This is a genomic window from Niastella yeongjuensis, assembly GCF_900110245.1.
GTDB classification, from domain to species: Bacteria; Bacteroidota; Bacteroidia; order Chitinophagales; family Chitinophagaceae; genus Niastella; species Niastella yeongjuensis.
In genome coordinates this window covers 533,198-555,615 of sequence record NZ_FOCZ01000003.1, presented here as the reverse complement: position 1 = coordinate 555,615, position 22,418 = coordinate 533,198, and the positions used below count along the sequence as shown (strand labels likewise).

At 44.1% G+C, this 22,418-nt stretch carries 15 protein-coding genes; 8 read left to right on the top strand and 7 right to left on the bottom strand.

Annotated features, from left to right (window positions below):
* The first annotated feature begins 73 nt into the window (after window positions 1–73).
* The 4 genes from msrB (at window position 74) to BMX95_RS10695 (ending at window position 3,838) form a co-directional block, all read left to right on the top strand.
* Window positions 74–607: a peptide-methionine (R)-S-oxide reductase MsrB gene (gene msrB / locus BMX95_RS10710; RefSeq protein ID WP_081204446.1), complete on the top strand. Its 534-nt coding sequence runs from the start codon at window positions 74–76 to the stop codon at window positions 605–607.
* A gap of 6 nt (window positions 608–613) precedes the next feature.
* Window positions 614–1,615 carry a hypothetical protein gene (locus tag BMX95_RS10705; protein ID WP_081204445.1) on the top strand — a complete coding sequence of 334 codons (1,002 nt, stop codon included), beginning with the start codon at window positions 614–616 and terminating at the stop codon, window positions 1,613–1,615.
* A 127-nt stretch (window positions 1,616–1,742) separates the two neighbouring features.
* Window positions 1,743–2,237, top strand: coding sequence for a hypothetical protein (locus BMX95_RS10700; protein ID WP_081204444.1), 495 nt, complete (start codon window positions 1,743–1,745; stop codon window positions 2,235–2,237).
* A gap of 1,055 nt (window positions 2,238–3,292) precedes the next feature.
* Window positions 3,293–3,838 (top strand): CRISPR-associated endoribonuclease Cas6, encoded by a 546-nt coding sequence (locus BMX95_RS10695; protein WP_133054084.1) that lies wholly within the window; start codon window positions 3,293–3,295, stop codon window positions 3,836–3,838.
* Window positions 3,839–4,184: 346 nt separating this feature from the next.
* Here BMX95_RS10695 and BMX95_RS10690 read toward each other — a convergent pair whose 3' ends face one another.
* From BMX95_RS10690 to BMX95_RS10665, 6 genes are all read right to left on the bottom strand, one after another.
* Window positions 4,185–4,643 (bottom strand): group I intron-associated PD-(D/E)XK endonuclease, encoded by a 459-nt coding sequence (locus BMX95_RS10690; RefSeq protein WP_207631725.1) that lies wholly within the window; start codon window positions 4,641–4,643, stop codon window positions 4,185–4,187.
* Window positions 4,644–4,846: 203 nt separating this feature from the next.
* Window positions 4,847–8,305: a VCBS repeat-containing protein gene (locus BMX95_RS10685; RefSeq protein ID WP_081204442.1), complete on the bottom strand. Its 3,459-nt coding sequence runs from the start codon at window positions 8,303–8,305 to the stop codon at window positions 4,847–4,849.
* A 15-nt stretch (window positions 8,306–8,320) separates the two neighbouring features.
* Window positions 8,321–9,898, bottom strand: a complete 1,578-nt coding sequence (locus tag BMX95_RS10680) for a RagB/SusD family nutrient uptake outer membrane protein (protein WP_081204601.1) — start codon at window positions 9,896–9,898, stop codon at window positions 8,321–8,323.
* A 36-nt stretch (window positions 9,899–9,934) separates the two neighbouring features.
* Window positions 9,935–13,429, bottom strand: a complete 3,495-nt coding sequence (locus BMX95_RS10675; RefSeq protein WP_081204441.1) for a TonB-dependent receptor — start codon at window positions 13,427–13,429, stop codon at window positions 9,935–9,937.
* Between the two features lie 241 nt (window positions 13,430–13,670).
* Complete coding sequence (locus tag BMX95_RS10670) at window positions 13,671–14,780, bottom strand: FecR family protein (RefSeq protein WP_081204440.1); 1,110 nt, start codon at window positions 14,778–14,780, stop codon at window positions 13,671–13,673.
* Window positions 14,781–14,884: 104 nt separating this feature from the next.
* Window positions 14,885–15,487 carry an RNA polymerase sigma factor gene (locus BMX95_RS10665; RefSeq protein ID WP_081204439.1) on the bottom strand — a complete coding sequence of 201 codons (603 nt, stop codon included), beginning with the start codon at window positions 15,485–15,487 and terminating at the stop codon, window positions 14,885–14,887.
* 195 nt (window positions 15,488–15,682) lie between these two features.
* Between BMX95_RS10665 and ung the strand changes: the two genes are divergently transcribed.
* Together ung and BMX95_RS10655 are read left to right on the top strand one after the other, a co-directional pair.
* The gene (gene ung, locus BMX95_RS10660) at window positions 15,683–16,354 is read left to right on the top strand and encodes a uracil-DNA glycosylase (RefSeq protein ID WP_081204438.1); all 672 of its coding nucleotides are present in this window, start codon (window positions 15,683–15,685) and stop codon (window positions 16,352–16,354) included.
* 48 nt (window positions 16,355–16,402) lie between these two features.
* The gene (locus BMX95_RS10655) at window positions 16,403–17,146 is read left to right on the top strand and encodes a lysophospholipid acyltransferase family protein (protein WP_081204437.1); all 744 of its coding nucleotides are present in this window, start codon (window positions 16,403–16,405) and stop codon (window positions 17,144–17,146) included.
* Between the two features lie 187 nt (window positions 17,147–17,333).
* On the opposite strand, the gene BMX95_RS10650 is transcribed toward BMX95_RS10655, so the two are convergent.
* A complete protein-coding gene (locus tag BMX95_RS10650) occupies window positions 17,334–20,096 on the bottom strand; it encodes a putative LPS assembly protein LptD (RefSeq protein ID WP_081204436.1) in 2,763 nt (920 codons plus the stop codon).
* A 77-nt stretch (window positions 20,097–20,173) separates the two neighbouring features.
* On the opposite strand from BMX95_RS10650, the gene BMX95_RS10645 reads away from it, so the two are divergent.
* Window positions 20,174–21,202 carry an N-acetylmuramoyl-L-alanine amidase family protein gene (locus BMX95_RS10645; RefSeq protein WP_081204435.1) on the top strand — a complete coding sequence of 343 codons (1,029 nt, stop codon included), beginning with the start codon at window positions 20,174–20,176 and terminating at the stop codon, window positions 21,200–21,202.
* Window positions 21,203–21,412: 210 nt separating this feature from the next.
* Window positions 21,413–22,390 carry an N-acetylmuramoyl-L-alanine amidase family protein gene (locus BMX95_RS10640; protein WP_081204434.1) on the top strand — a complete coding sequence of 326 codons (978 nt, stop codon included), beginning with the start codon at window positions 21,413–21,415 and terminating at the stop codon, window positions 22,388–22,390.
* Window positions 22,391–22,418 lie beyond the last annotated feature (28 nt).

Below are 22,418 nucleotides of genomic sequence, written 5' to 3'. Positions count from 1 at the left end.
TTTGAACCAAATTGACAAATAACCGGACTGATCCACAAAACCCTTTTCTTTCTTATGTCGCAACTTTATCACTATGAAGAAAATCATTTTCAGCTATATACTGGTGATAATTTATGTTGGAAGTTATGCTCAAAACCAGCAATCAGATAAAGGGCACGAAAATAATCCATACTATTCAACGACAGACACTACAAAATTGAACGTATCCAATGCTGTATGGAAAAAAATATTATCAGCAGATCTATATGCGGTAGCAAGAGAAAAAAATACCGAAAAGCCATTTACGGGAAAATACTGGAAAAGCGACACAAAAGGTACTTATTACTGTGCTGCTTGTGGAAACGTACTTTTCAAATCGGATGCCAAATTCGCCAGCAGTTGTGGCTGGCCGGCTTTTTATGAGCCCATAAGGGTAAATAGTGTGCAATACATTGAAGACTGTTCTTACGGAATGGATCGTATAGAGGTAATATGTGGACGCTGTAACGCCCATCTCGGCCATATTTTTAATGACGGTCCGGCACCAACTTTCAAAAGATTCTGCATGAATTCCATTAGCCTTGATTTTGAACCTGAGAAAACATTTTCTAAAAATCATATACAATAAAGGAACATGAAATTAAAAGTTCTGTTAGCAGGTTTTATACTTTGGTCCTGCTGCATCCAGGCGCAGAATATGGTCAGTACATCTTCAATACATGCTGAGGCTGACACGCTCGGTGTCAGCAAAAAAGAGCTGGCCATTCGTTATCCGGGTTTAAGGCAATTCAACATCTCAGCTAATAGCTTTGGATATAGTGATTTTGACGCCAAATTGAATGATAAAAATTTTGCTGGCGGTAAGGTAAAAACGGAACGCATCAGCGCTTCTATAAATACGCCTGCCATCAAATGGAAAGGCAATGCCTTATCGGCCACTATTTATTATACATACACATCACTTAAATTGAAAGATATTACAAATGAATTGTCTGATGAACAACTGGCACCTTTGACTACTAATAATAATACGATTGATCTGGCTTTAAATTATTCCAGATCAGATAGGATCTTTAATCACCAGTTTATTTATTCACTGGTGGCAAGAGGCATTTCAGATGGCATAAACAGTGTTCGTCGTTTTAATTTTAACGGAAGCTTGTGTTTGCCTTTGGTAAGAAAAGAAAATACCACCTTCTCTGTTGGTCTTCTGGTATTGATTGATCCTTCCTCACCCATACCTGTTGAACCTATCGTTAACTATTACCATAAGTTTACATCCTCAGGAATTGAATTAATAGTGGACCTGCCCAATGGAATTAATGTAAAAAAAGAAGTTGCTAAAAATGCCTGGTTAATGGTTGGTTCCAATCAGCAATCTTATTCCACTTTTTACAACCAGCATAATTCGTTTCTGAATGGCAAGATAAGTTACAATACAATCGAATTGAAGAATGGAGTAGCATTTGAATATCTTTTTGTAAAAAATATCATGCTGAGTATAAGACAAGGAGTTAATAACATTTTATCTTCTAAAATTTTTAGAAATGGGGAAGACTATGGTAGTGCTTCTATAACAAGTAAGAATAAAATTGCTGCTTACGTAAACGTCAGCCTGTCACTTTTGTCGTTCTAGATAAAAACTTACCAGGTATTTACTGAGCCTTATTGCCAAATAATTGACCTGATTCGCAAAATAAAACCACTTTCAGTACAGCAATTTCGCATAATCAATAAAACATTACAATTTAAAATTTAAAGAAATGGGGCTTTCTAATTTAGGAATTTTTCACACGGCTATAGGCGTCATTGCGATTGTTGCCGCAGTTACGGCTTTTATCAAAAGCGGCAAAATAGATTTGAGACAACTCCCAGGCAAAATCTATTTTTATTTTACACTAGTCACTTCGTTGACCGCATTAAGATTGTCGAGCGTTAAGGGTGTCAATCCTGGACATATACTTGCATTTTTGATAATAGTTTTGATATCGGTGGCTTATTTTCTTTCCGCTAAAAGGCAAGGAAATAACAGCGCTCGTTATGTCGAGAATTTCTTTCTTTCATTTAGTTTTTTCTTATCAATGCTTCCTACTGTAAATGAAACATTTACCCGTATTCCGGTGGGACATCCTTTAGCTCAGGGACCTAATGATCCATTGATTGGAATATCAATTCTTTTGCTTTTTATTATGCTTATAGTCGGTTCTGTTTTACAATTTAGAAAACAACGGGAAATAAATAAGGCGCGGCGGGCCTGATGCCTGGTTCGCGCCTTGAATCTGCCTGGTTAAGCATCCAATATGCCCACTTGAAAACATTTCACTGTGACTTCACCGTCGGATCATAGAGTTAAATGCGGTTTTATGTCGAAAAGCTTACCCAATGCCCGGTTGATAGTATATCCGGATGCTGGCCATGCTGAAGATGGGTACTATTTACAAATGGCATACTTAGAGCCCCGAACAGTGTTTACATTATAGTCTTGCATAGGCAGATAAGGGGTGCTAATTTCTATTTTTATTTTCCGCCAAATAATCTAAAAAGTATCTTATCAAGGAAAAATCAAAATATTTTGAACGAAGCACAATTCTCATTCGAGGCGTATACCCTTCTTTAACTAAATTTTCCGCCCTTGATAGATCAACCTGCATTCGGTGTCTTTTTCGATCACTGTATTGGTCAATATAATGGAAGATTTCTCTCGGCTCATCATTTATATGTAGTGTCGATTCGATTTCTGCAGGCAACACAACAAATAGCAAGAATTTGAATCTTTCTATAGATACAGCTGTATCGTCAAAAAAAGTAGAGGAACAATCTTTTTATAAATATTTTGATACGGTATAACGTACCGATTGTATTTTCTTAGATGGATGAGAATAAACCAATGTTCTCTCCTACTTGGCAATTGATGGCCTTCTGCCAAGGATCCAACATATGAGTAACACGAAGAATTCTCCTTCGTGTCCTCCCTGTATGCACCGGAACTTCGGATACTTAAGTCGGAGTTAGAAATAAGTAAACTTGTCTTTAATCAATAACTGCGATTTATCTAAAGATTATTTCATCAGACTCATAAAAATTATTATTATTATTATTATTATTATGCGGCCATAAGTTCACCCCAAAAGAAAAGCATTCATTTTTCTAACGTCGCTTTTTCTGTAGTTCCCCAACCAACACATTGAGCATTCTAATTTCCCACACAGTAAGACTTATGGTTTTATTTGTGATTATATTAACTAAGCTTATGGGACTTAGGAGGCGAAGCTATAAATACAACCGAAAGATCATAAACATTAAATCTATAGTTATGCGACTCTATCTGCAAGTTACCAGGAATAGTAAGCCTATTGGATTTAACTACCAATCCTATTTAACCGGCGCTATTCATAAATGGTTAGGAAATAATGAGCACCATGGACTCTTAAGTCTATATTCATTTTCCTGGTTTGAAAATGCAACAGTGAAAAATAATGATGGAATAATGCTAAATGACAATTCCTACTTTTTCATAAGTGCTTATAAGGAGGAATTGATAAAGCAAATTATTCATGGCATTATGAAAGATCCATCTATTTGCTTCGGCTCCGAAGTTGCTGAGATTCAAATTAAGGATACGCCGTTATTCGCTACAACAGAAAGGTTTTTAATTGGTAGTCCTGTATTTATCAAAAGAAGATTTGATAATAACCTAAAACATATTACGTTTGACCATGCCCAATGTAATGATTATTTAACTGAATCATTACAGAAGAAATTAAAAGCTGCTAATCTGCCTTTTGAGAATATCAAAGTAAAGTTTGACACCTCTTATACCTCTCCAAAAACAAAACTCATTAAATACAAAGTACGATAGCTTGAATCGCACCATAGTGGAATTGAAACTTCGAAATAAAAGAGACACTAAAAAAGCAGATGGATGCTTAAATCGCACCACTTAGGAATTAAAAAGAAAAAAGGTGCCGTTTTTCAGGAACCGAGCTGTTAACTTTTTCTGAAACCTTTTTGCTCCATAGTCAAATGCTTTAAGTTATCGGCATAAAAAAAGCTCCACAATTCTGTGAAGCTTTCCTGTGATCCGGATTGGATTCGAACCAATGACCTACTGCTTAGCTTACCCGCTACAGGTTTCCCTGCTTCGCCGCGGCGAATTTGTGGTCTGGACTATATCTTCACCATTTCAGGTGTGCCACGTGTAGTCTCTACGGAACCTTTTTGAAATCCTCAGCTAACCTAATTCCTTGTTGCTGATTGTTCAATGATGTTTTTACCCTTAAACTTATACATCTGTTGAAATGCTTCGGATCAAAATAATAACAAGAATCTGTTTGTGGACAATACACTGCATAAATAGCAATGTTTGTCTTATCAATCATTTTTGTTATCGCACCTTTTGAAGTACTGTAACAGCTTCTAAAAGGTATTTGAAGCACTCCATTTTTACTTAGGTTTCTGTACTTAACCTGAACAGACTTGTAAACTCCATCCTTATAAATAACTATATCGAATGGTGCATGTTCTGTTTCAGGAACCAGAATCAAAAATCCTTGTAAATAAAGATCTAGTTTAACCTTCAAAACACCCAAATCACCTTTGTTCTTGGTATGATGATATATCATATGATTTGTACCATCAGAATTTACCCTTACCAGATGATTCAAAGTTTCCTCGGTATTGCCATCTGCTTGCGCAGGAAGGTTTCACCGATATAGTGGCATCCACTTATAAGGTTTCGTTTCCCTTATAAGGCTCCTAGTAATTTGAAGGCAGTTGCTCTATCCAACTGAGCTACCGGACCCTACCCAACTTTCATCGGGGACGCAAAAATAGCTTTTTACCGCTACATTTCCTCACCCAAAGCAAACTATTTCATCGAATTCACTCCCATAACCTTCAGGTAATCATTATTTATGGCTACAACCACCATTTTTTGGCCCCGTGCAGTGGTTATCAATGCCATATCTTTTACATCACCGCGGATGATAAAACCGCTCCGGACGGGCGGAATTGCCTGGAATTGCTTGTGTCCTACACCTTTTAAGAAACAGCCGTAGCTGGCATCGTACCGGCCAGTCATTACTTCCGACTGGTATTCATTGCCCGCCAAAAGCAGGTCGGTAATACCATCGCCATCAAAATCATCGCTCAAAATGGCGTTTATCGGGGCAAATTGGGCCTCAGGCGGCAGGTAATGGCGGCCGAATTGTCCATTCCCGGCGTTTTCGAACCAGCAACTGCGGGTTTCCGTACAGGTATAATGGTGCAGACTGTCCTTTACCTTGAAGATGTCGTCGAAAGTAGCCTGCGCATACTGGGCATGGTGCAGGAACTGCTTTTTGATGGCAGGAACCTGGTCGGCAAACTGCCGGCGGTTGATGCCGGGGTACAATCGCTTTACGCCCGTATGGTCTTTTATATAATAAAAAGGAATGGGATCGATGCTTCCATTACCATCCAGATCGGCGGCATATAACTCCATGGGGGTAGAATCGCTCACCTGGTAATCGCAGTTCATACCCAGGTTGCCCGCCACCAGGTCCATATCACCATCCTGATCGAGATCAACAGCACGCAAACTTCGCCACATGCCACTCAACTGCCCTACCCCGGTGTTTAACTCTTGTAAATGGCCATGATCGTTTTGGAAAAAGCGTATGGGCATCCACTCGCCGGCTATTATCAGGTCGGGTTGGTGATCGTTGTTCAGGTCTGTCCATACAGCAGAAGTGACCATACCGGGTTGCTGCAGGGCCGGACAAACCCTCGCCGTCACGTCAGTAAAGACGCCTTTGTCGTTATGCAAAATATAACTGCGGCCGGGCAACGGATAGTGATGGGTGACCCGGCTGCCGATAAACAGATCGGGGTGTCCATCCCCATCATAATCGCCTGCCTGCACACAACCTGCAATGATTCGGATATCAGGTGGTATGGCTTTGGGTTGTAAATGAAAATGCCCCGCACCATCATTGCTGTATAAGCGCGGGGTGTTGTAGGGCGAGTTTTCTTCCACCTGTATATTGCCGCCAGTGATCAGCAGATCGGCATCGCCGTCACTATCGGCATCGAAGAAAACACAATCCTGGTCTTCTTCCATTTTTATACTGTCGGTGAGGACATGATCAATGAATTGTCCGTTCTTTTGTTGAAGGAACACGCGGCCAGAAAAATTAAAGGCCCCACCTGCGAACAGATCGGTGAGGCCGTCGTGATTGATATCGGCCGTTGTTATATACGGACCCAACTGCGAAAATTTCTGTGGCAACAATCGTTGCTCAGCAAAGTCGTTGTAATTACTTTCTACATGGCGATAGTTGATCTGCGTCGCGGATGTTACGTCTGAAAATACAGCCTGCAGATCGTGCGTGTCCTTTGCTCTCCACGTTTCCCTAACAGGCTGTTGCGTTATCTCCAATAACGAATCTACCGCCACCTGCCGCAATACCTGGCAGGTATTGTCGGGCCAAATGGTTACAATGGAATCGATATACGTATGCGATCCTACCCCAAACAACAGTTTGGTATCTACCGTTGAAAAATATCCGCGTATAGGACTTTGTTCCTGTACCTGCTCCTGATCACCCGTATACACCTTTACTTTTGCGCCAAAGGCATGTTGGTTGGAACCCATGCCTTTTAATTCAATGGAAAGAAAGTGATTGGCTACCGGCTTCCCGGCCGCATTGGTACCATTGATGAGTACAAATGCTTCTTTATTGATATTATTCACTACGAGGTCAAGGTCACCGTCGTTATCCAGATCAGCCCAGGCGGCCCCATTCGACATAGCCGCTTCATTCACCCCCGCCTGTTGCGACACATCGGTGAACGTGTAATTGCCATTATTGCGATACAGATAATTACCCAATTCAACATGGTGCAGTGAAGCCAGTTTGTTATTGATCAGCTTTCGTTGTTCCTTTATATCACTCACCCTGCCCATTACAGTTGAACTGAATTCAAGAAAGTCGGCATTTATAAAATCGCGCCCAATGCCATTGGTGATGTGCATGTCCTTCCAGCCATCATTATCAAAATCAGCCATCAACACACTCCAGCTCCAGTCGGTATTGGAGATGCCCGCCAGTTGGCCAATTTCGCTGAAGAAGGGGGCGGCCCCCTCCCGGCCTCCCCCGGTGGGGGAGGTGTTGGTAGTCTCGCTTATATTTGCATCACGCTGTTTTTTCAAGCTCAAGAATATATCTTCCTGACTTTCCCAATTACCATTGTTCAACTGCAACATATTTCGCATAAACTCCGGCTCATAGCCATAGGAACGTTCGGCCTGGTAGCGTTCGTAATTCATCACTGACCAGGTAAGTTTGCGGCGTTCATTGTTTTCGGGCATCATATCCAGCGTTACTACATCGGGCCAGCCGTCGTTGTTTACATCGGCAGCATCGGCGCCCATGCTGCTGTAGCTCTGGTGCTGCATGCTGCGGGCTATACAATTGGTAAACGTGCCATTGCGGTTGTTCAGCCACAAAATATCGTTCGACAAAAAATCATTGGCCACATAAATATCCGGCCAGTTATCATTGTTGAAATCACTTACCACCACGCCCAATCCATATCCATCGTCTTTGATATTGGCGGCCAGCGTTACATCGGTAAATACCGGATGGTAAGCCTCCCCCCGGCCCACTACCCCATCGTTACGGTATAAACGGTCATTGGCCAATGAGCGGCCTGTTTGATCGCGAGGGTAAATGGTATTGGCATTGGCACTGCTGAGCAAATAATTGGCGAGGTACATATCCAGGTCGCCGTCTTTGTCGTAATCAAAAAAAACTGCCTGGGTTGAATAACTGGTGTCTGCCAGTCCGTATTCCGCGGCAGATTCTTTAAAGGTAAGATCGTGCTGATTGATGAATAGCAGGTTGGCCGCGCGTTCCAACAAATTCTTTCCAAACACACAAACATATATGTCATCATATCCGTCGTTGTTGATGTCTACTATACTTACTCCGGTTGCCCATCCAGTGGTGCCGCAACCTGCTTTTGCTGTAATGTCTTCAAACCGGTTATTGCCTTTATTGATGTACAGCTTTGAGCTCACCTGGTTACCGGTAAAATAAATATCTTTTAATCCATCGTTGTTAAAATCTCCAATACCTACGCCTCCTCCCATATATCCAAACTCATTGATGAATGAATGGGTTGAATCTGTTTCATTTACCTGGTTTATAAAATGTATACCTGTCGCTGTTGAGGGCAATGACGTAAATAAACTATTCCTTTCTTTTGTTTTACAACCTATCGAAAAAATAAATATCAATAATACCGGCAACCTAAAAGCAATCTGCTTTTTTAATGAACCCATAGGCTAGAAATAATTTTAGTATCCTCCGTTTTGTTTATTGATACCGCCCGAAGCCAGCTGCGGATTGTTGTCTATCTCCTGCTGCGTAATGGGCAGCAATTCATCACGGCCGGCCTTGAAGTATGACAACGGATCTGTAGTGAAATAGCCTTTCTTCCGCCAGCGTAAAATATCGCGGTTTCGAATTTCTTCCCCGCCCAGCTCTACTGTCTTTTCATGCATGATGGCCTTTACAATTTCTGCTTTGCTTCCAGTTGGGAATTGATCGGTAGGGTAATGCGGCATATTCACGCCCGGCCGGTCGCGCACCTGGTTCAGATAATCTACGGCTGCTGCCGGATTGTTTAATTCATTTTCACATTCTGCCAGCATCAACAACACTTCTGCATAGCGGATGATCCGTTGGTTATTACCCCCACCCGCACGATCACCGCCTTTGCCGTGTTTATAAATGATCGTAAACTTCCGCCAGCTTATTTTTTTGGTAACGCCATTCAGTACGGATGAATTACCATTCTGATCATCATCCGTAAGCACAGAGGCACCATTGTTATAGGTATCGCCCGATTGGTATACCGACATGGCAAAACGCGGATCGGTTTTAGTGGCACCGGTTGCCGTATTTTCAAACTCATTTAAATAATGGTTCGATGGGATCAGGTTACGCCAGGCAATAGGTGAATATTCCTGGTTGCGTACTGTTCCCTGTGGCTGACTGGGATCATCGCCTATAGGGCCAGCCTCTCCACCCCAGTTGAACTGGTTGGGTTTATTCTCGAAGTACACTGCTTCCCAAATGGATTCTTTATTGAATTCTGTCTCTTCCAGGAAATTGTCGCCATATGGTATATTGATGGTATACCCCAGGTTTTTCACCGCCAGCAAAGCAGTTTTGGCGGCGGCATAATCACCTTTTTGCATTTGAACCCGGCCCAGCATGGCATAAGCTGCTCCTTTGGTAACCCGGCCCCGGTCTTCATCTGCATACACGGTAGGCAATGCGGCCACAGCATCTGTAAAATCCTTTATTATCTGATCGTAAAGGGCCGCTTCTGTTGCGCGCGACTGAAACTGAGTCGATGCAGTAACAGGGTCCATGTACATAGGTACAGGTCCCCACATAGATACCAGTTCAAACAACGCCCAGGCCCTGAAGAATTTTGCTTCGCCTACATTGCGATCGCGCAATGCCATATTACCGGTAACGGTAGGCGCATATTTTAAAACAGTATTGGAACGATGTATAACAGTATACAAACCATTCCATACCAAATTCATCACCGAGTTATCGGGGGTGGTGGACCCGTTCAGGATCTGTGCCCGGGGCACTTCCAGTTGTCCCCCACCCGATGCCATATCGTCACTGCGCAGGTCATGTATAAAGAACCACTCCCGCCCTATCAATGATCCCGAGTGGAAGATCGAGTAAATGGAATTGGTTCCTTTTAATAATTCATCGGTGTTACGGAAATAGGTATCCAGCGTGGGATAACTGGGGTTAGTTTTGTTGAGTTGCTTTTCACAGGCTATGATCGTAACGGCAAGTATTAAAACAGCTCCGATGCTATACCTGAGAATATGTTTTGGTTTCATAATAATCAATTGTTTTTTCATGAATAAAACATCCGGTTAAAAACCTACCTGCAAACCAAACTGGAACGAGCGGGCTACAGGATACTGCCCATAATCGATACCGTTGGTAAGTGTAGTATTTTTTGATCCGATCTCGGGATCCCAGCCTTTGTATTTGGTAATGGTGAACAGGTTTTGCGAGGAAACATACAACCTGAAACTGCTTACCGTACCCTTGGTAAATGATTGTAAAAAACCGGCAGGGACCGTATAGCCTATCATAATATTTTTTAACCGCAGGTAGGAACCGTTTTCTATCCAGCGGGTCGACGGACGAACATTCTGATTGGGATCGCCACTGATTGCCCGGGGAACATTGGTGCCTGTATTGCCTGGCGTCCACGCATTCAACACTTCTGTACCGGAACCAAACAAACGCGCCATACCTTCACTGATGATGCGGGCTGCATTGAAGATCTGATTGCCCTGCACCCCCTGAAAGAATACCGATGCATCGAAGTTTTTATAATTGGCCGTATAGTTCAGTGAGTAAGTAAAGTCAGGAATGTAATTGCCCAGGAACGTTCTGTCATCGGCAGTGATAACACCATCTGGTTTACCATCCGGGCCGCCGATATCCCTGAACTTCAGGTCACCGGCTTTTGTTTTATCTGTCTGGAATGGACTGCTGGTCACTTCGGCATCACTTTGAAATATACCGTCAACAATATAGCCGTAGAACGATTGGATCTCCTCTCCTGCTTTTGTTCTGGTAATGGGTGCACCACCACCAAAATCCTGGTCGCCTCCCTGATCAATAGTTGCGTTAGGCGTGTTCAGGCTTACCACTTTGTTGGTGATAAAACTGATGTTACCGGTGATGTCCCATTTAAAATCACCTGCCGGTTTTTTATAGGTCAATTGTAAGTCGAGCCCATTATTATCCATAGCGCCCACATTGGCCAGTACGCCCGTGCGGGAGAAACCGAACGATCCGGGTGTTGGTACACTCAGCATTAAGTTATCTGTTTTACGACGGTAATAGTCGGCCGAGATAGCAATCCGGTTATTGAACAAACCGAGGTCAACACCAATATTCAATTGCTTGGTCTTTTCCCATTCCAGGTCAAGGTTTGAAATGGCATTATAGTAGGATGCATTACCACCTGCCGGCATCGTATTATTAAATGGATACACCGCCCCATTCAACGAAACGATCGCCTGCCAGGGATAATCATTAAACAATTGTGAGTTGGGCAGCCTGCCAAAAATGCCAATACCATTCAAACCGGTTTCGCCGTACCCGCCGCGTAGTTTCAATTCTGAGATCCCTTTTATGTTGCGCATAAACTCCTCCTGGTCTATCCGCCAGCCTACACTGGCCGATGGGAAGTTGGCAAATTTCTTTCCGGGTGCCCACACTGATAATCCATCGCGGCGAATGGCTGCACTTAACATGTACTTACCGGCATACTCATAGTTCAACCGGCCTACATAGGAGATCAGCAGGTTCTCACTTTTAGTACTGAATGCACTTACATTCGTAGCACCTAACATGGTTTCCACATCGTTGGTGGCCTGGTTACCGATCATTTGTTCTCCAAATGATTTGGCGCTTTGTGTTTCATACACGCCGGTAACCGTAACATGGTGGTTGCCGAAGTTTTTATCTACCGTAAGTTGTTGAGTAAATAATAAAGTAGTGATGGAGGTGCGTACATCATCGATCGTAGCTAACGGATCACTACGTCCTTTATCGTTATAAATAGGTTTGAACTGATGCTGGTACAGGTTCACATGGTCAGCCCCAAAGGTTGAGCGAAACTTTAACCAGGGCGTAAATGTTACATCTGCATAGGCTGTACCCAGTACTTTTAATGTTTTTCGAACAGCGTTGCCCAGCAACACGGCATCTTCAACCGGATTGGTGGGATCGGCGCCGTCTACACTGTTCTCTGCATTTCTGAATCCGCCATTTGTTGTTGGATCATACACGGGCAGATAAGGCAAGCCCCGGATCACATTCATCAACCGGGTTCTGTTACCGGTTGTATTGTCGTAGCGTTGTTTTGAATACGAGAGGAACAGGTTCTCACCAAATGAGAACACATTACTGATCCTATGTTCTGAATTGATGCGGTAATTGCCTCTTTCATAATACACCGCCTGGGAGATCCCATCCTGTTTAAAATAACCGGCTGATGTGTAGAAACGGCTGATATCATTGCCGCCGCTTACACCCAGATTGTGTTGCGTTAATACACCGCTTTTAAAGTAAGCATCCTGCCAGTCGGTATTTGTTTGGGCATAGGTTTGATTAGTTCCTGTATAAAGCGGCTGATTGAAATTAGCAGACTGCAACCGGGGTGGCAGATCAATATTGGCAGCGCCATTCAGTGCGCGTTCATATTTAAGGTATTGTTCGGTATTCAGCAGATCGATCTTTTTCCAGGGACTTTGCGTACCAACATAGCTATCGAGCGTTACTTTTAACTTTCTGTCGCGTCTGCCCTTTTTGGTAGTGATCAATACAACACCGTTGGTTGCACGCGAACCATAAATAGCGGCTGCACTGGCGTCTTTCAGCACTTCTACCGACTCTATGTCACGGTTATCGAAGTTGACCAGGTTACTGGTAGGAAATCCATCGATCACATACAATGGATCAGAAGCGAAGTTGATTGAGCTAACCCCTCTGATGCGCACAATGGGCGATGTGCCCGGCTCACCATTATTGGTAACCGTTAAACCGGCTACGCGGCCTTGCAGCGCCTGTTCCACACTGGCCACCGGCAGTTCATTGATGGCTTTGGTATTTATAGATGAAATAGCACCGGTCAATGAACTTCTGCGCTGGGTACCATACCCTACAATGATCACTTCGTTCATGTTGCTGGTTTCTGATACCAACCGTACTGCCATGTTGGTTTCACTGCCCACCTTTACGGTACTTTCTTTGTACCCGACCATGGTGAATGACAGCGTTTCGCCCGCATCGGCTGTGATCACAAACACGCCTTTTTCATTGGTGCTGGTACCCCTGTTAGTACCGCGAACGATAACGGATACGCCGTTCAATGGATCGCCGCTTTCGTCGGTCACTTTACCGGTTATGGTTTTGGCCGGAGCTTCTTCTTCCAGCAGCAATTTACGGGGATCATCAGTGATCAACATGGCTACGTTATAGGCTTCGCCCTTCCGCATCAGCACAATCTGGTTGCCCGAAACGAAATACAACACGTTCAATGGCGACAAACATACTTCCAGTACATCGCCCAGGCGTTCGTTACGGGCGGCCACTGAGATCTTTTGCCGAACCGGAATGCGTTGGGAACTGTATACAAATTTGAGGTCAGTCAACCGGCTGATCTCATTCAGTACTGTTTTAACGTCCTTGTTGTCTGCAACCAGGTTAATACGCTGGTTCAGAACCTCCTGTCCGTGTACCGGACGGGCGTACATCATGCCGGCAAAGCCGGTGATCAATAGTAATGGAAGCAATCCTATTCTCATAAACCGGTAGATTAACTGGTTAACGAGTACTTTTTTCATAGTTTTGTACTATTAGTTGGTTAAAGCAATCAGTTTTAATCAATGATTGTCCCGCTACTGTTTAAACCAGCAGGACAAATTATCTGCAACCCTAACATTGGTGCGAACAATGTTGGGGTTCTTTTTTACCCTTTATCAGGGTGGTAATTGGATCATATTGGTGGGTTTAACTATTATCAATTATCATATTTTGTATTTCATGCCTCGCTGAGGTTACTCACCACTCACTACTCACTACTCACTACTTACATCCTGTCGATTCAATCACTACCTGTCCGTCTATCAATTCGTAATGGGCGTCAATGGCGCTGCAGATCAGGCTTAACTTTTGGTAGAACGGTTCATTACTGAGGTCGGCAGTTACCGTACATTTTTTCAGCAGATCGCTGTCGAACACAATATTGATCCCATATACTTTACTGAGGTCGCCAAACACTTTGTCGAGCGGCGCATCATCGTATACCAATGATCGTTCTACGGCCGGGGGTACAATTATGATGGGGTTGTTGAGCAATACTTTCTGGAACTTTTGCCCGGTTCTTTCATATACCAGTTGCTGGTTAGGGGTTAGTATGATCTCACTCATTTTCGAAGAAGCCAGGGTAGCTGCCTGCGGGTACACGCTTACTTTCCCTGTTCTTACGGTTACCTGTATGGTTGTATCTTTTTCAAAAGAACGTACGGTAAAACTGGTGCCCAATACTTTGGTCACTATTTCATTGGCGAATACCCGGAAGGGCCGTTGCGGATCTTTAGTTACTTCAAAAAAGGCTTCGCCCAATAAATACACATCGCGTGTAACGCCGTTCCTGGCTGTATCGGCCGAACCAAACGTATGTGCATAGCTGATACGGCTTTGAGCACCCAGGGTTATCCGGCTTCCATCGGGCAGTTTCAGCACCAGTGGTTTTTGCGAGGTATTGGTATGTTCAATCAGTTGTTTGGCCGCCACCATGGAGGAATAGGCGTAAGGTTGCACGCGGGTATCCCTGATATAAAAATACCAGGTGCCGCTTACACACAGCAGGATGGCCGCAGCGGCATACCACCATTTAAAACCTGTCACCATCACTGTTTCCTTTACTGGCTCCCGTTTTATTTGCTGGGAAGTGATGGTATTCATTAACCGGCTCACCTCCTGCTCCACCTGGGCTTCATTGATATTGCTTTGCGGAAATTGTATAGATTCTACAATACGCCTGGCAGAGGCAACCACCAGGTGTTTGTCGGGATGCTGTTGCAGCCAGGTATTCCAAAACAGGTTATCTTCTTCGCGCTGTTCGTGTACCCAGCGGATAAAGTCTTCATCTATTACAAAATCAGAAATATCATAAAGCCGGAAATCCTTCATACAGCTCGGTTATATCTGTAAGTACCCGCTACCCCATAATCCTACTGGGGAAATAAGGATTTTGTTAAAAGAGTATCAGAAGTGGTAGGAAAAGTATCAGGGTATTATTGATTAAACAACTCGGCCTGCCACAGGCTCCTCAGTTTTTGAATTGTCTCATGTAATAAGTTATATACCGATTGCCTGCTGAGGTTCATGAGCCCGGCTATTTGGGCATGATCGAGGTGCTGGTAAAACTTCAGGTAAATCAATTCATGCTGGCGTTTGGTTAACTGCGCCATTGTTTTGCGTAAGATGGCGGCCTGTTCTTCAGACATTTGTTTGTCGATGATCAGCTTTTCAACGGAGAACTCCTGTAAAAAATCGTAAGCAGATTCGTCATCGATGGTACCTGCTCTGATGGTTTGCTTGTGCAGGGATTTCAATACTTTATTCTTTACCGCGCGTAACAGGTAATAACGGGGAGATAAAATTTCGGCAGCACTTTCCCTTCGCTGCCATAGACTGATAAACACCTCCTGTATACAATCTTTAGCCAGGGCATCGTCGTTGGTAAAACGGGTCCCGTAATTGTATAAGGCGGTATAATACTTTCTCATGATGGCAGCCAAAGCCTGCTCGTCGTTCTGTTGCAATCGTTGTAGCCACAAGGCTTCCAACTGGGTGTCGTTATTCAACTTCAGCAGTTTGGATAGGTTAATATTCATGCCGAACACCTAACGTTAATGGTGCGTTCAGCGTTTTTGGTTTTGGTTACAATGCTTACAATATTACTGCATCCCCGATAATTAACTGCAAAAAAATATTAGCACTTGGTAAACGTAGCAGTTACATAGCAGGGAAATTAATATATCAAATAAATTCCCTTTGCTTATTTTTATCCGAAATATTAATGACAAACCATGGACGTACAAATTGAGGACAGCTGGAAATCAGCCTTAAAACCCGAATTTGCCAAATCCTATTTCCAAAATATCGTTACGTTTTTAAAGACCGAGAGAATGGCCGGCAGAACAATTTATCCGCCCGGCTCTCTGATCTTTAATGCCTTTAATACCACTCCCATCGATAATGTAAAAGTGGTGATCCTGGGTCAGGACCCGTATCACGGGCCCGGACAGGCGCACGGATTGTGTTTCTCCGTTTCGGATGGTGTACCGCCACCGCCTTCACTGGTCAATATTTTTAAAGAATTGAGTTCCGATACCGGCGTAGCCATTCCCAACCACGGTAATTTGACAAAATGGGCTGAACAGGGCGTGTTATTGTTGAATGCATCGCTAACGGTTCGTGCTGCGGAACCCATGAGCCATTCCCAAATTGGCTGGGCCGAGTTTACCAATAACGTCATAAAAAAGATCTCCGAACAAAAAGAACATGTGGTGTTTATTCTGTGGGGGAAATTTGCACAGGAGAAACAGGTGCTTATCGATGAAACCAAACACCTGGTTTTAAAAGCAGCGCATCCTTCCCCGCTGTCGGCCTATAATGGATTCTTTGGCTGCCGGCATTTTTCAAAGGCGAATGAATACCTTGTAAGAAATGGGATTGACCCGGTGAATTGGGCACTTTAAGTTCTATGTTTTGTGACGCGGCAACAAAGAACTTGTAACTTGCACACCATGAAGTTTTTTAAAGAAATAATAGGTCGTATATGTGCTCTCTGGGCAGCATTGGCATTTGTGATTACCATGCTGCTGATACTTCTTCCGTTTTTGTTATTCAGTTATTTCGCTGAAGAACCTAAAAAAACAAACCGGTGGGCAACTATAGCCCGTATTTGGATGGGCACGTATCTTCCGCTGATCGGTTGCCCATTAAAAGTGCGCGGCAGAAAGAATTTTGTACCTGGTGAAACCTATGTAGTGGTTTGCAACCACAATTCGTTTATGGATGTGCCTATCTCCTACCCCGCCATCCCTGGTGGTAATAAAACCATCGCCAAAATTGAAATGGCTAAAATCCCCATCTTTGGGCTGATGTATAGAACGGGTTCAGTATTGGTTGACCGTAAAAGTGAAGCCAGCCGCAAAGAAAGTTACCTGAAAATGAAGAAAGTGCTTGAGATGGGTTTACATATGTGTCTTTACCCGGAAGGTACCCGTAACCTTACCGATCAACCGCTGAAAACCTTTCATGATGGCGCTTTTCGCCTGGCCATCGACAGTGGCAAGGCCATAATCCCCAGCCTCATCTTCAATACCCGCAAAGTATTACCTGCCAGCAAACCGTTTTTTCTGCTTCCCCATAAAATGGAAATGCATTTTCTGCCGCCCATTCCGGTTCTACCCGGCGATACTACAGTTTCGTTGAAAGAAAAGGTGCATCAGATAATGTATGATTATTATGTGGCCAATGCAAAATAGGTAATGGGCAGAAGGCAGAGGGCAAAAGGCAGAGAGAAAACAGCCATAAGCAACAAGCTTAAAGATAAAAGCAGAAAGCCTAAAGCAAATACAGCTTTGTATTCGCTTTAGGCTTTAAACTTTAGGCTTTCACCCAATATTTTTAACCATTCCTTTGTTGCCGCGTCGCGGCTCTCTGCCTTCTGCCTTATTGATAGAAATACCTTGTTCTATTCAACCGCAGATCGCGCAGGATACCCGACTTCGGACTGATGGTAAAGTTAAACGTACGGTATAAACCTACCGGTGTTACATTTATGCTTAACTGCCAGCAGTGCATTTCCCGCGAAATGTACATGGTAAATTGTTGTATGTTGGACGACTTGATGTCGTAATACCCGTTCATACCAAATTTCCATTTTGGCGTAAGGTTAAAGTCGCCGTTCCAGCTTAGGTTCGAGAACGTTTGGGTTTGCCAGCCTGTAAAATCCGTTTTTATAGTACGGCTAAAGCTCAGAGAGTACGACAAACTCAGCGACCAGGGCACATTGAAATCGGCAAACTCGGCCGGGTTCGCACGGGCATACGCCAATTGCGCCTGTTGCTCTTCGGCGGTCAATACCCCACCCTGTTCCCGCAATGCGGCTTCTTTTGCTTGTGCAGCTTTTTTATCTTTTGTATTCTGACTTTGGAACGAGGTGGAAATGGCAATGTTACCATTGGTAATTCTGCCTATGCTTGTTTTACCAAACGCGCCGCTTTGCCAGGTGTATCGGTTAATGCGGAATCCCATGGAGTCGGTACGGTAGGGATCCAGGGTAGCACCGGCCGTAATGTTGATCTTATCGAACAGGGTACTGCGTATGTACAGGCTAAAGGGCGCCAGTTTAAATGAGTCGGCAATAAAGTTGTAACTGCTGGTGAAACCAAATCCATCAATCAGGCGGACCTTCTTCATGCCACCGTTGGCCGTATCTTTTTTCGAACGCACTTTAGCTTCTATATTATTATCTATCCCGAAGCCAATACCGCCAAAAACGCCTTCAGACGGTGGGCCGTAAATGCTTCCATCGAAATAAGAGAACCGTTGCTGGTGTCCCTCGTACCTTCCAGTTACCTGGTTTTTCCCAAACGCTGTATCAACCTGCAGGTTGTAGTAATGTTTGGCACCGAGGTCGGGTTTATAGCTAAAAGAAACGTTGGGCCGTATTACGTGGCGGATGGCCGCAATAGGGCTTTTCTTCCCAAACTTGTCGAACATCCCGTACATGGCGGTATTGATACCCAGACTGAACGACACATCGCTGGCCCGGTACAAGCCTTTGGTAACGGAGGTATCCACCTTATAATTTACGGTATCCCAGCTGCGGGTCAGTTTGCGGGAATACCATTTTTCCTGGTAACTGATACCGGGTGATATCTGTATTGGTCCCAATGAAGGCAGCGACAACTGAATAGGAATAGAGTGCTGGGCGCCCCATTGCAAGGTGTCTAGCAGCGTTCTGACACTAAAATCTTTTTCCTTAAAATTCATCTGGTTGGCTGCCGTAGTGTTTAAGCCGATACCCAGTTTTTCATACCATTTGGGAGTACCCGTAAATTCCTTTTTCTGCAAAGGATAAAAGGTATTGACGGTGAACGACAAATTGGGCAGGCTTAACTGGATATCCTGCGTCTGGTTATTCTGGCTGTGGTTTGCCGTAGCCGTCAGGTTAAACCGGCTGCCCCAGGTTTTGGAATATGAAATAGAGGAACTGAGTGTATTAGTAAAGTTGACCGTTGGATTATTAGTAACGAGTTGATTGTATTTGGTAGAGGCAATGTTTACGTTTGCTGAAAACGACTGACCGGGTCGTGCCCGGCTATCTACCGAGTGGCTCCAGTTAATGCTGTATGTTTTGTAAGTCTGGAATTCCTGTTCGCTGGCGTTTTGTAACATCCGCGTATACTGGTACGAGAGGTTCATGGTACCATTATACCGGTATCGCTTACGGTACGTAGGCGTCAGGAACAGGGAGTATCCGCCGTAAGAATATAAATTAGAACGCAGGGTCACATCAAAATATTCATTCAGCACTTTATAATACCCCAGGCCCTCCAACCCCAAACCAAACTGTTCGCTTTGTGCAAATTGCGGAGGCAGGATCCCTGAGTGACGGCCCTGCGACAGCGGGAAAAACCCAAATGGCAGGTAAATAGGCACCGGTACGCCTTCAAACTCCGGGTGAATTGGTCCTGATACGGCCAGCTTTTGACTGACCATTTTCATTTTATTGGCACGAAAGGCAAAGTGCGGCGTATCGAGGTTACAGGTAGTAAACTGCGACCGGTAAGCATAATAGTCTTTATCGTTTATCTTTTTTACTTTTTCCCCAATCACCAGCATTTCACCCTGAATGGTCATGGTATTTTCGGTGATCCCCTTCTGGCTTTTAAAATTGTACCTGATAACGTCTGAATTCATTTTACTGTCGCTCTGCACCATTACCGGTTTACCAATTATCTTACCTGCCGTATCTTTACGATAGGTAGCGGTCACTGTCTGTTTGGCGTTGTCCATTTCAATGCTGTCGGCAGAAAGGTCCATATCCTTATACTTGATATTCGCTTTGCTGAACAGCGTAATCTTTTTTTCGGGTACGCTTAAAACCATACTGTCGGAAGCCTTGTAAGCTACAGGTGCATCCAGCGAATCTTCTGATGCCGGAACATTAACAGTGTCAGTTTTGTTTATTACTGTATCTTTCGAAGGAATGGTATCGGCTATGCGGGGAAGGCTGTCGAGCTTCTTAGGAATAGTATCTAGCGGCCGTACAGGTTTTGTTGTATCCTGGTTATTTTGGGTTAAGGATTTGTAAAAATGAGGTGTATAGAAATAATTGGCCCAGATATTACTCGTTAATAGCAAAAGCCATATAGATAAAATCAGGGCCGAACCATCTTTTAAATTATTTTTGCGTCCGTTCATCATATGCAGGTGGTGGGCAAAAATAGGTATTAATGCATTAAGAATATGTGAAGATTAAAGCCTAAATTCTTGAACAATAAATGAATAAAAATAAATTATATCGCTGCGTTAAAAGCTTTTTTGTTGCAGGAATTTTGTTGTTTTCAGGCTTCGGCGCATGGGCGCAACAGAAACCCGTACTTGGTACTATAATAATAGACCCCGGCCATGGCGGCATTGATCCGGGCGCCAGTGGTCAGTTTTCCACCGAGGCTGCAGTCGCATTATCCATCTCATTGAAGCTGGGCAAGGCTTTGACCACCGAATTACCCGACAGCAAATTGATATTTACCCGCACCACCGATGAATTACCGGGCGGTTTAAATAGTATTCACGACGCCTTACGCTACCGGGCCGATATGGCCAATGAAGCCAAAGGTGACCTGTTTATTGCCATTCATTGTAATGCCAATGGTATGCGGGCCGGCGGCTGGTATGCCAAACGCGTGGTTGGGCATAAAAACCGCACCGTATATGTGGGAAAAGGCCCAAAAAGACGTAAAAAAACGATTCGCGAACCTATATACGAAAGTTATTGGCAGAAAAATAATGAGCACGGTACCGAAACTTACATCTGGGCTGCCGACCGTACCGGCTATAAAGGAAATGCCATCAACTCAACCGGCGGCGGTGGCGGGAATGCCTATGATACTACAGGTGGTGAGGTGGTAGAAGACAGCACCAACATGCTTGACCTGAATTCGCCTGAAGCATTGATCCGCTCCCAGCTTTACGAAAAGAAATATTTTGGCAAAAGCATGTTACTGGCCACCATGGTAGAAGATGAATTTGGAAAACAAGGCCGCTTCAGCCGTGGGGTTAAACAACGGAATGAGAAAGGTATTTGGGTATTACAGGCCACCGGCATGCCCAGTATACTGGTAGAAACCGGGTTTATCAGCCAAACTGAAGAAGAAGAATATATTAATAGCGAAAAGGGACAGGAAGAAATAGTCACCGCTATTGTAAACGCCATCAAACGATATAAGTCAAGCCTGGAAGGAGGTGCAGCCCCGGCTCAACAAACTACCCCAGCCCCCGCCACCGAACCGGCTGAAACCAGTAAATAATTTATTTTGGGATAGGAGTTTTACGATCACTACTACCTAATGCAGGCGCAGTTGGTGTTTCGTGTCGGCCAGTTTAAGCCCCGGGGTTAGTGAAATCCCTTTTTACCTTGAATTTCAACACTTTTTGAACATTAACTAATTGATAAGTCAATTGCAGCACTATCTTTGTGCATACCGGAACACTGATTGAAATTTAAAATCCCGGAATACATGCTGCAAAAAATGATTTATTGCATTCTGGGCACAGTCTGTTGCATGGTCGTATCCGCCTATGATACTGCCCCTGCAATGACCGATCATGCGCATGCTCCATTCAAGCCGGGCATTAAAACTATTATTATAGATGCCGGTCATGGCGGCCGTGACCCCGGCGCCCATGGCGATTTTTCCACAGAAAAAAAAGTTTGTCTGGCCATTGCCCTGAAACTCGGCAACCAGATAAAACAGGCCTTCCCCGACATAAAAGTATATTATACCCGCATGGGTGATACTTACCCCGAAATAAAAGCCCGGGCCGATTATGCGAACCGCAACAAAGGCGATCTGTTCATCTCCATTCATGCCAATGCTGCTCCCAAAATCAAACACTCGACATTTATAGGGTATAAAAAAGAAACCTATTATACCAAAAAAGGTAAAAAGAAGATAAAACACACCCGCAAGGTTAAGAATTATAAGATCACCTATACTGATGGCCCCACCCGCGGCACGGAAACCTATATCTGGGCGGCCGATCGTACCGGTTTTAAGGGCGACGCTGTGGGCGAACGTATTGCCGAGGATGTTGAAGAAGGTGATGAATTTGTACCAGACCTTAATGACCCTGAGTTCAGGGCCAAATCATTATTATGGACCAAGCGATTTTTTAATAAAAGCATGCTGCTGGCCACCCTGGTACAGGAAGAAATTACCAAATACGGGCGGTTGAACCGGGGGGTTAAACAACGAAATGAAAAAGGTATCTGGGTATTGCAGGCCACTGCCATGCCCAGCATTCTGGTAGAAACCGGGTATATTACCCATAGTAAAGATGAAGCCTGGCTGAACAGCACCAAAGGACAGGGAGAAATGGCCTCCGCCATCGTAAAAGCCGTTAAACGCTACCTGAATGTGGGGGTTACCACTACCGCCCAGCCTGTTTCAAAAGTGACCACTCCTAAGGCCCAAAGCCAAAAGCAGAAAGCCTAAAACAGGGCAGCAGGCAGAGGGCAAAGAT